Source organism: Inquilinus sp. (assembly GCF_057815775.1).
In genome coordinates this window covers 1-1518 of record NZ_JBYRFX010000306.1, presented here as the reverse complement: position 1 = coordinate 1518, position 1518 = coordinate 1, and the positions used below count along the sequence as shown (strand labels likewise).

General features: G+C 71.3%; 2 protein-coding genes. One reads left to right on the top strand and one right to left on the bottom strand.

What is annotated here, in order from left to right; translation table 11 throughout:
- A partial coding sequence (locus AC3XYG_RS10905) for a GlxA family transcriptional regulator (protein WP_489139852.1) occupies positions 1-966 on the top strand: 966 nt, incomplete at its 5' end.
- On the opposite strand, the gene AC3XYG_RS10900 is transcribed toward AC3XYG_RS10905, so the two are convergent.
- Positions 963-1518, bottom strand: a 556-nt coding sequence (locus AC3XYG_RS10900; protein WP_489139851.1) for a TetR/AcrR family transcriptional regulator, incomplete at its 5' end; no start/stop codon positions are given. The two genes, AC3XYG_RS10905 and AC3XYG_RS10900, sit on opposite strands and share 4 nt — an antisense overlap.

The window sequence follows — 1518 nt, the reverse complement described above, 5'->3', positions numbered from 1 at the left end:
ATGCGCCTGATGGTTCTCGCCCTCGACGGCGTTTTCGACACCGGCCTGACGGTGTTCCTGGACATGTTCTCGACCGCGAACGAGCTGGCGGCGATGCAGGGAGCCGCCTCCCCTCCGTTCGAGATCAGCCTCGTGGGGGTGCGGCCGCAGATCCGCACCGCGCATGGCCTGACGGCGAGTGTCGAGCTGGCCGATAATACGAAGGCACCGGACTGGGTGGTGGTGCCGGCGCTGAACACCAAGCAGCCGGAGCGGCTGGTCGCGGCGCTGGGGCGGCCGGACGTGCTCGACGCGATGGCGCAGCTGCGCGCCTGGCAGGCCGCCGGCAGCGGCGTGGCGGCCGCCTGCATCGGCACCTTCCTGCTGGCCGAAGCCGGGCTGCTGGACGGCCTGGAGGCGACCACCACCTGGTCGCTGGCGCCCCTGTTCCGCCAGCGCTACCCGGATGTCCGGCTGGACGACCAGCGGATGATCGTTCCCGCCGGCCGCATTGTCACCGCCGGCGCCGCCATGGGCCATCTGGACCTGGCGCTGTGGCTGATGCGGCAGGCCAGCCCCGAGATAGCGGCGGTGGTCGCGCGCTTCATGCTGGTCGACCGGCGGCCCTCCCAGGCCCAGTACATCATCCCCAACCACCTGGCCCATGCCGACCCGCTGATCGAGCGCTTCGAGCGCTGGGCCCGCGACAACCTGGCCGCGGGCTTCTCGCTGCAGGAGGCGGCGAAGGCGCTGGCCGTCGGCCCCCGCACCCTGCAGCGCCGCACCGAGGCGGTGATCGGCAAGTCGCCCCTCGCCTTCTTCCAGGACATGCGGGTCGAACACGCGCAGCACCTGATCTCGATCGGGCGCGACCTGGAACAGGTCACCACCGACGTCGGCTATGCCGATTCCGCGACCTTGCGCAGCCTGCTGCGCCGCCGCCTCGGCCGCGGCGTACGCGAGCTGCGGGCCGAGATGCAGCTTTAGGGCTGCCCGTTCCCCGGCCGGCCCGCGCCGTAGCGGAGCCCGTCGACCAGGAGGGCGACCATGCGCTCCGGCCGGCCGGCCCCGGCATTGCGGGCCGACATGCACAGGCTGGCCACGGCGTATAGAAGTTCATCCACTTCGACATCGGCGCGGACCTCGCCGGCGGCGATTGCAGCGTCGAGCAGCGTGCGCAGGGCAGGCCGAAGCCGCTGCTCGAAGTGACCCGGCAGGGCGTCGAACGCCGGATCCCCCGAGTGCAGCACCTTGGCGAGCCCCCGTTTGGCGGCGATGAAGACAGCATATCGCTGCATCCACTTCGCCAGGGCCTCGAAGGGCTCATTCTCGGCCGCCAGGGCCGACGCCGCATCGGCGCAGGCGTCGATCTCACGGCGGAAGACCGCGGCGATCAGATCGGCGCGCTGCGGAAAATGGCGGTAGAGGGTGCCGATTCCGACGCCAGCCTTCTCGGCGATCTCGCGGATCGGGGCGTCCACGCCGGAGGTCGAGAACACCGCCAGGGCCGTCTGCAGCAGCGCGTCGATGTTGCGCTGC